The organism is Myxococcus xanthus, from assembly GCF_013116825.1.
Classification (GTDB): Bacteria; Myxococcota; Myxococcia; order Myxococcales; family Myxococcaceae; genus Myxococcus; species Myxococcus xanthus_B.
In genome coordinates this window covers 1-8,285 of sequence record NZ_JABFNS010000222.1, presented here as the reverse complement: position 1 = coordinate 8,285, position 8,285 = coordinate 1, and the positions used below count along the sequence as shown (strand labels likewise).

Here is an 8,285-nt window from a genome sequence, read left to right as displayed (position 1 = left end):
CTGTGTATAAGAGACAGGCGCCGTCCCCTCCGTGGCCCCGGCAGCCCCCCGCGCGCCAGCCCAAGTGAGGACGGGCCCACCCGTCGCCCCGGCAATCCCCGCAGCCGCGCCGCAGGCTGGCGCCGTACCTTCCGCGCCGGCACGCTCCCCAGGAACAGCACCGACGCCGAGGCCGCCTCCCGTCCTCGCGTTGGGACAGGTTGTCCCTCCCGTGGCGCCCTCCACGGCCCCACAGCAGAAGCCCGGTGCCCGGCCCACCATGTCCCTCCCAGCGCTGGTGCCGGCCGGCGCCACGCCGCCGCGCCCTCCCCCGTCCGTGGCGCCCGCCGTCCCAGGCATCGCACCGCTGACGCCGGCCCCACACGCTCCATCCGGCGCTGTGCCCTCGATTCCTTCCGTGGCGCCCATCGTCCCGCCTGTCGCCGCCGCCACGGCGGTCACGCCACCGCCGGCGCCTGCTGCGTCAACGGACCTGGGCCTCGACATCCAGCAGCTCGCCGACCTGGAATCGCGCTGCGCGAAGCTGGACCAGCTCGACTACTTCGAAGTGCTCATGCTGGAGAGGACCGCCACCCCCGCGGACATCAAGCGCGCCTTCTACCGGGAGAGCCGCACCTACCACCCGGACCGCTTCTTCCACGTGGACTCCAAGGAGCTGAAGGAGCGCATCAACGAGCTCTACAAGCGCGTCACCGAGGCCTATTACGTCCTGCGCGACGACACGAAGCGCAAGAAGTACGTCGTCGACGTGACGGGCCCCGAGCGCGCCCAGAAGCTGCGCTTCACCGAAGCCTCCGAAGCGGAGACGAAGGCCGCCGCCAAGAAGGAGCAGGAAGAGCAGATCGGCACCCACCCCAAGGGACGCCAGTTCTTCCAGCAGGCGCAGAAGGACGCGGACGCCGGCAACTGGTCCGCCGCCGAGCGGAACCTGAAGATGGCGCTCACCTATGAGCCCTCCAACGCCCGCTACAAGGAGCGGCTGGCGGAGGTCCAGAAGCAGTCCCAGGACGAGGCTCGCGACAAGGGCGGCTCGTTCAAGATCCGCTGACGGCGGTGCCCATGGTCATCGACCTCATCATCCTCGGACTGGTGCTGTTCTTCGCCATGATCGGCGCCATCACCGGGGCGTCGCGCCAGGTCGCCAACGTGGTGGGCCTGGCGGTGGGCTACTTCGCCTCGCGCCGCCTGGGCCCCGTGGTGGCCCCACACCTGGCCGAGGCCCTGGGCAGTCCGCTCTTCCTGGGCGCCATCGCGGGCACGGTGCTCCTGTTCATCTGCACGTGGCTCGCGGTGCGCTACGCCCTGGGCGCGCTGCTGCTGCGCATCCTCTCCAGCGGTCAGCACCATGAGAACCGGGGCGTGGACCGCTTCCTCGGCTTCGTGCTGGGCGGCGCGAAGATGGGCATCATCGCCTGGGTCGTCCTCAGCGCCATCGCCTTCTTCGAGCAGCACGTCGTCATCGCGGGCCGCCGCGTGGGCCTGTCCCCGAAGGAGTCGCTCTCCATCGAGGTCGCCCGCCGCTACAACCTCTTCGAGATGACCCAGTTCGCCCCGGTAAAGAACCTGGTGGAGGTCGCCAAGGCCGCCAGTGATCCGAAGCGCGCGGGTCGGCTCCAGGACGACCCGGCCTACAAGGCCCTGCGCAAGGACCCTCGCTTCCAGCGCCTGCTACAGGACCCGAAGCTGAAGCAGGCCCTGGCGCGAGGAGACACCGCCGCGCTGCTGCGCCACGACGGTGTGCTCCAGCTCATCCAGGACCCGGACGTGGCGGCCCGGCTGGGCGCCGCGGCCCGCGCCTCCGAGCGCGAGCCCTGACTCATACGTCCAACTGCGTTGAATCCAGCCCCCGCAGCCGCTCTCGCACGAAGCCCGCATCCACCGTCACCTGGCGCCGCCGCCGCTCGGGCGCCTCGAACATGACGTCCGCCATGACGTGCTCCAGGATGGACCGCAATCCTCGAGCGCCCAGCCCGCGCGCCACGGAATAGCGCACCACCTCACGCAGGCCCGGTTCGGCGAAGTCCACCTCCAGGTCGTCCATGGACAGCAGCTCGCGGAACTCGCGCACGATGGAGTCCGGCGGCTCGCTGAGCACGCGCATCAGGTCCTCCTCGCCCAGCCGCTCCAACTGCACCACCACCGGCAGGCGGCCGAGGAACTCCGCCAGCATGCCGAAGTCCGTCAGCTGGCGGGTGCTGATGCGCTTCTGGCGGCGCTTCGCCGAGTCCTCCGCGCCAAAGCCCATGGCGCGGCGCCCTTCATCTCCGTCGTCGTGCAAGTCACTGAACGTCCCCGCGCAAATGAAGAGGATGTCGCGCGTGTCCACCTGCACGAAGTCGCTCTTGTTCCAGGCCTGGGTGACGTTGAGGGGCACGTACACCTCGCGGCCCTCCAGCAGCTTCAGCAGCGACTGCTGGACACCCTCGCCGCCGATGTCGCGGCTGCCCGCGCCGTTGCGGGCGCCCTGGGAGCGGCGGGCAATCTTGTCCACCTCGTCGATGAAGATGATGCCCCGCTGGGTATCCTCCACGGAGTGGTTCGCCTTGAAGAGGAGGTCGGAGATCATCACCTCCACGTCCTTCCCGTAGTAGCCGGCCTCCGTGTACTCGGTGGCGTCCACGGTGGTGAACGGCACGTGGAGGATGTCCGCCAGATTGCGGGCGATGTGCGTCTTGCCGCTCCCGGTGGGCCCCATCAGCAAGATGTTGGATTTCTTGATGAGCGACGTCCGGCGCAGCCTTCGCGCCAGCAGACGCTTGAGGTGATTGTGGGCCGCAATGGCCACCGCGCGCTTGGCCCCGTCCTGGCCGATGACGAAGCGATCCAGCCGCTCGTAGATTTCCCGCGGGGTCAGCAGCGCTTCTTCCCTGCGTGCGGACGACTCCATGTACCCTCCCCTTGTTTCCACGCGTCCCTCATGACTCACGGGAAAAGGGTAGGAATTGAATGGAGGGTCGGCCCGCGGGAGGAGGAGCACCGGGCGGCCGCCCCGCCAGCCTGCCTGCCCTCCGCACAAGCGGCTGTTGAATACCGAGGGGCTTTCCGATAGTTCCCGCGCGATTCCTGTGATCGTCCGTTGTTCACGGGAGTCCACCCCATCTACCCCAGGGAGCCTCGAGACGCCGATGCCCGTAAACGCCCCTCCCCACCGCTGGACCCTCGCCGACGCGCACGAGCTGTACGGAATCCGGAACTGGGGCAACCCCTACTTCGGCATCAATGAGAAGGGCCATGTCATCGTCCACCCGGACGGTCCCCAGGCCCCGAACATGGACCTGAAGGAGCTGGTCGACGAAGTGCGCCGCCGGGGCATCGGCCTGCCGCTGCTCATCCGCTTCACGGACGTGCTGCGCCACCGCGTGGTCCACCTGAACGAGGCCTTCCACAAGGCCATGAACGATCAGGGGTTCAAGGGCGGCTACCGCGGCGTGTACCCCATCAAGGTGAACCAGCACCGCTTCGTGGTGGAAACGCTCATCGAGGCGGGCAAGGGCTACAACTACGGGCTGGAGGCCGGCAGCAAGCCGGAGCTGCTCGCGGTGATGGCGCTGCTGGAGAACGAGAACGCGCTCGTCATCTGCAACGGCTACAAGGATGAGGAGTACATCGAGACGGCGCTCTTCTACTCGCGCCTGGGCCGCAACGTCATCCTGGTGGTGGAGAAGCCCAGCGAGCTGCCGCTCATCGCGGAGGTCGCCCGGCGCACGGGCATCGCCCCCCGGCTGGGCATTCGCGTGAAGCTGTCCACGCGCGGCGCCGGCAAGTGGGAGGCCAGCGGCGGCGACCGCTCCAAGTTCGGCCTGACCTCCTCCGAGCTGATGAACTGCATCGGCTTCATGAAGGACGCGGGCCTGCTCAACTCCTTCGAGCTGCTGCACTTCCACCTGGGCAGCCAGATCTCCAACATCCGCAACGTGAAGAACGCGCTGCGTGAGGTGGGCTGCTTCTACGTGGAGGTGGCCCGTCAGGGCGCGCCGCTGAAGTACCTGGACGTGGGCGGCGGCCTGGGCGTGGACTACGACGGCTCCCAGACGAACTTCGCCTCTTCCATGAACTACACCACGGAGGAGTACGCCAACGACGTGGTGTTCGGCGTCATGGAGGCCTGCGACCGGGCCGGCGTGCCGCACCCCACGCTGGTGTCGGAGTCCGGCCGCGCCGTGGTGGCGCACCACGCGGTGCTGGTGGTGGACGTGCTGGGCACCAGTGAGTTCGGCCCGGCGCCGGTCCCCGACAAGGTGGACGAGAAGTCCCCCTCCGTGGTCCGCAACCTCTGGTCCACCTACCGCGAGGTCACCAACAAGAACCTGCTCGAGGCGTGGCACGACGCGCAGGACGCCAAGGAGGAGAGCCTCACCCTCTTCTCGCTGGGCCACCTGTCGCTGGAGCAGCGCGTGGCGGCGGAGAACATCTACTGGGCCACCTGCCACAAGATCATGCGCATCGCGCGTGAGCAGGGCGAGATTCCCGAGGAGCTGGACTCCCTGGAGAAGGCGCTCAACGACACGTACTTCTGCAACTTCTCCGTGTTCCAGTCGCTGCCGGACTCGTGGGCCATCGACCAGCTCTTCCCGATGATGCCCATCCACCGGCTGGCGGAGAAGCCGACGCGCCGCGCGACGCTGGCGGACATCACCTGCGACTCGGACGGGAAGATCGAGCACTTCATCGACAAGCGCGAGGTGAAGGACGCCCTCGAGCTGCACGCGCTCAACGATGACGACTACTACCTGGGCATCTTCATGGTGGGCGCCTACCAGGAGATCCTCGGCGACCTCCACAACCTGTTCGGCGACACGCACGCCGTGCAGGTGTCGCTGGGGCCCAACGGGGGCTACCTCATCGACAACGTGGTGGCCGGCGACACGGTGACGGAGGTGCTCAACTACGTCAGCTACACCAAGGACGACCTGGTGGCGAAGCTGCGCAAGTTCACCGAGGCCGCGCTGCGCCAGGGCCGCATCACCCTGGACGAATCGCGCAACCTGCTGCGCATGTACGAGGATGGCCTGTCCGGCTACACGTACCTGGAGCGTGAGGTGGACGCGAGCTTCGGTGGCAGCGCCAGCCAGCTCCGTCTGGTGCCCACGCCGGACGCCTCGGGCGCCCGGTCCACGACGCCGCCCGCCGGCGCCTCGGGAACGTCGGGCACCTGAGCCCCGCGCCAGAATGAAGTCCTCGCCCCCTGTCGCTCGCCGCGGCAGGGGGCTTCTTCATGCCCGGGCGACCGTCAGTGGCCCGCGACCAGAGGCTCTCCGGTGCCGAAAGGCTGCGGCTCCTCCGCGAAGGCCACGTCGGCCGCCTGGGCCCGCAGGCGCTGGAGCACGGAGCGCTGCGCCTCACCGCGCTGCACGAGCGACTCGAAGGGAAACACCGCGAGCCGCGCGTCTTTCACCGACACGCGCGCCAGCGTGCGCCAGAGGGACAAGCGGCCCTCCGTGGCCGCGCACAGGCCTTCCAACTCCAGCAGCCGGCTCAAGGGCGAATAGCGCACGAGCGTGCCGTTCAGCTTCAACCGGCCCACCTTCTCCACGGCCCACGCGGCGCGCGTCTTCAGCCCGTCTCGCTTCAGCGCCAGGGCGCCCATCACCGATAGCAGCATGGACTGGTCTTCCTTCAGCTCGGGGATGAGCGTCGCCAGATAGCGGCCCAGCAGGTTGCCGTGGTTCTCCGCCTCCGTGCGGATTGCCAGCTCCAGCCCGCCCACCGAGCCCGCCAGGTGGTCATTGAGGTAGATGCCCAGCCGCTTCGCATGCATGCCATGTCCTCCAGGACGAGCCCCGCAGCCGGGGAGGATGAACACGAAGGGGCCCACCCGCAGCATTCGCGGGCAGGCCCCCCTGGAGGGCAAGCGGCCTGGCGTCCTCAGTCCGGATAGCTGAACGTCAACGGCAGCTTCACGTCCGGGTGGAGGCTGCGGGCCACCGGGCACTCACGGCCCACCTTCTCCAGGGTGGCCCGGTGCTCGGCGGACAGGCCGGCCGGCATCTGGATGTCCAGCACCAGCTCGGCGATGCGGCGCGGCGGCGGCGACATCCGCTTCTCCACACGGGCGCTCACCTCGCCCAGGGCAATGCCTTCACGCGAGGCGAACAGGTGCATCGTCGTCACCGCGCACGACATCAGCGCCGCGCCCACCAGGTCCGTGGGCGAGAAGCTGCCGCCGGTGCCGCCGTTGTCGCGCGGCGCCTCCGTCTGATTCACCGTGCCCGACGGGCCATGGGTGAGCTGCGTCTTGAACTGGGGCTGGCTGACCAGCGTCATCACCACGCCCGTGGCGGGTGTCTGCGGCGGGCTCATGTCGGCGCTCCTCGAAGCAAAAGGGCTCCGCCGACATACCACCCGAACCGCGGCAGGGGCCGCTACTTGTTGCGCTTCCGGGCCGCGCCGCCGGCCACCTTCGAAGGTGCCTCCGGGACGCGCTCGGGCGCGCCGAGCACCTGGGCCCGCACCTGCTCGGCCGGCAGATGAGCAGTGTCCGCCATGACACAGGACACGAAGGCCAGCTCCGCCAGGGCCCGGCGCGCGCGCTGCCGCACCGCGGGGTCCTCCGAGGACAAGACCTCGGTGGCGGACGCCACGTAGCTGCTCGCCAGCGACTCGAAGAGGTAGACCCGGTTCTCGATGGTCGTATCGGACTTCTTGCCCATAGGGCCCGGACAGTAGCCACACCCAGGGTGGCGGCGGCACCCCCCATGCCGCAAGTTGGTGTGAAACCCGGCATAGGTCGCGTATGGGAAACAATCACCCCACACCCTGGAGCCCGTCGTGATTGACCTGCACTCGCACACCACCGCCAGCGACGGTCAATATGCGCCCACGGAGCTGCTGGCGCGGGCCGCCGCCGCCGGGGTGACGGTGTTGGCGATCACCGACCACGACACCGTCGCGGGGCTGGCCGAGGCCGAGGTGGCGGCGCGCGCCCACGGCGTGGAGCTGGTGCCGGGCATCGAAATCTCCGCGTTCATTCATGGACGCGAGTGCCACATCCTGGGGCACTTCCTGAGACCGGATGACGAGGACATCGCTCGCTTCGCCGACCGGCTCCGGCTGGAGCGAGAGCAGCGCATGGAAGCCCTGCTGGAGCGCATGCGGCAGCTGGGCTACCCCGTGCGCATGGAGCACGTCCGGGCGGTGGCCGGCGACGCGCAGCTGGGCCGCCCCCATCTGGCACGCGTGCTGGTGGACCGCGGCTGGGTGGTGGACGTGAAGGAGGCCTTCGACCGCTTCCTGGGCATGCGCGGCGCCGCCTGGGTGGAGCGCTTCAAGCTGGCGGGCGAGGACGCCATCCGCCTCATCCGCAACGCGGGCGGCACCGCCACCCTCGCCCACCCGGGCTCATCGCGCATGGAGCGACTGGAGATCCGCGCGCTCGCCCAGGCGGGACTCGCGGGCCTCGAGGTGCTGCACGAGGACCACAACCCCAGCGTGCGCCAGAAGTATCTCGGCCTGGCCAAGGAGCTGGGCCTGGTCCCCACCGCTGGCAGCGACTTCCACGGCGAGGCCATCTCCGCCGACCACCGGCTGGGCTCCGCCTCCATGCCCCCCGAGCTCTTCGCCCGCCTCAAGTCACGCGCCCAGGCCTGAACCGCCACAGGCGGGCAAAAGTGAAAAGTCCAGGAATTTGTTAGTCTCCGGGCATCCATGGGGTGCCCGAGCGAGACGACACTGAGCGACTTCCTCGAAGGGGCGCTCCCGGACGCGCACCGCACGCGCGTACTGGCCCACGTGGAAGGATGTGAGCGCTGCCAGGAGCACCTGGCCCTGGGCGCCAGTGCGGCGGAGGCTGTGCCCTCGCCCGACGATGGCCCGCTGGTGACCACGGGCACCCAGCTCTCACGCTACGTGGTGCAGGAGCGCATTGGCCGGGGCGCCATGGGCGAGGTGTACGCGGCCCATGACCCGGAGCTGGACCGAAGGGTCGCGCTGAAGCTGCTGCGCCCCGAGGGCCGACACCTGGAGGAGCTGCGCTTGCGGCTGCTGCGCGAGGCTCAGGCACTGGCCCGGCTGGCCCATCCGCACGTCGTCACCGTCTACGACGTGGGCGTCTGCGAGGACTGCGTCTTCCTGACGTTGGAGTTGGTGGAGGGCGCGTCGCTGGCGGAGTGGCTGGAGACGCCGAGGCCCTGGCAGGACGTGGTGCGCGTCTTCGTGGACGCGGGCCGGGGACTGGCGGCCGCGCACGCCGCCGGGCTGGTCCACCGCGACTTCAAGCCGGGCAACGTGCTGGTCGGGAAGGATGGGCGCGTGCGGGTGACGGACTTCGGTCTGGCCCGGCCCTCCCA

At 69.3% G+C, this 8,285-nt stretch carries 9 protein-coding genes; 5 read left to right on the top strand and 4 right to left on the bottom strand.

Annotated elements, in window-relative coordinates; translation table 11 throughout:
* The first annotated feature begins 259 nt into the window (after positions 1 to 259).
* Positions 260 to 1,048, top strand: a complete 789-nt coding sequence (locus HNV26_RS36020; protein WP_171440142.1) for a J domain-containing protein — start codon at positions 260 to 262, stop codon at positions 1,046 to 1,048.
* A gap of 11 nt (positions 1,049 to 1,059) precedes the next feature.
* Positions 1,060 to 1,815 carry a CvpA family protein gene (locus tag HNV26_RS36015; RefSeq protein ID WP_171440200.1) on the top strand — a complete coding sequence of 252 codons (756 nt, stop codon included), beginning with the start codon at positions 1,060 to 1,062 and terminating at the stop codon, positions 1,813 to 1,815.
* A 1-nt stretch (position 1,816) separates the two neighbouring features.
* On the opposite strand, the gene clpX is transcribed toward HNV26_RS36015, so the two are convergent.
* Positions 1,817 to 2,887, bottom strand: a complete 1,071-nt coding sequence (gene clpX, locus HNV26_RS36010; protein WP_171440141.1) for an ATP-dependent Clp protease ATP-binding subunit ClpX — start codon at positions 2,885 to 2,887, stop codon at positions 1,817 to 1,819.
* Positions 2,888 to 3,125: 238 nt separating this feature from the next.
* Between clpX and speA the strand changes: the two genes are divergently transcribed.
* Positions 3,126 to 5,156 (top strand): biosynthetic arginine decarboxylase, encoded by a 2,031-nt coding sequence (gene speA, locus HNV26_RS36005; RefSeq protein ID WP_171440140.1) that lies wholly within the window; start codon positions 3,126 to 3,128, stop codon positions 5,154 to 5,156.
* A 74-nt stretch (positions 5,157 to 5,230) separates the two neighbouring features.
* On the opposite strand, the gene HNV26_RS36000 is transcribed toward speA, so the two are convergent.
* From HNV26_RS36000 to HNV26_RS35990, 3 genes are all read right to left on the bottom strand, one after another.
* Positions 5,231 to 5,758: a hypothetical protein gene (locus tag HNV26_RS36000; protein WP_253817366.1), complete on the bottom strand. Its 528-nt coding sequence runs from the start codon at positions 5,756 to 5,758 to the stop codon at positions 5,231 to 5,233.
* Between the two features lie 107 nt (positions 5,759 to 5,865).
* Positions 5,866 to 6,300: an OsmC family protein gene (locus HNV26_RS35995; protein WP_011552807.1), complete on the bottom strand. Its 435-nt coding sequence runs from the start codon at positions 6,298 to 6,300 to the stop codon at positions 5,866 to 5,868.
* Between the two features lie 62 nt (positions 6,301 to 6,362).
* Positions 6,363 to 6,650, bottom strand: a complete 288-nt coding sequence (locus HNV26_RS35990; protein WP_171440138.1) for a hypothetical protein — start codon at positions 6,648 to 6,650, stop codon at positions 6,363 to 6,365.
* A gap of 118 nt (positions 6,651 to 6,768) precedes the next feature.
* Here HNV26_RS35990 and HNV26_RS35985 point away from each other — a divergent pair, with 118 nt between their 5' ends.
* Both HNV26_RS35985 and HNV26_RS35980 read left to right on the top strand, forming a co-directional pair.
* The gene (locus HNV26_RS35985) at positions 6,769 to 7,587 is read left to right on the top strand and encodes a PHP domain-containing protein (RefSeq protein ID WP_171440137.1); all 819 of its coding nucleotides are present in this window, start codon (positions 6,769 to 6,771) and stop codon (positions 7,585 to 7,587) included.
* Between the two features lie 57 nt (positions 7,588 to 7,644).
* Positions 7,645 to 8,285: protein kinase domain-containing protein (locus HNV26_RS35980; RefSeq protein WP_171452997.1), on the top strand; the 641-nt coding region annotated here is incomplete at its 3' end.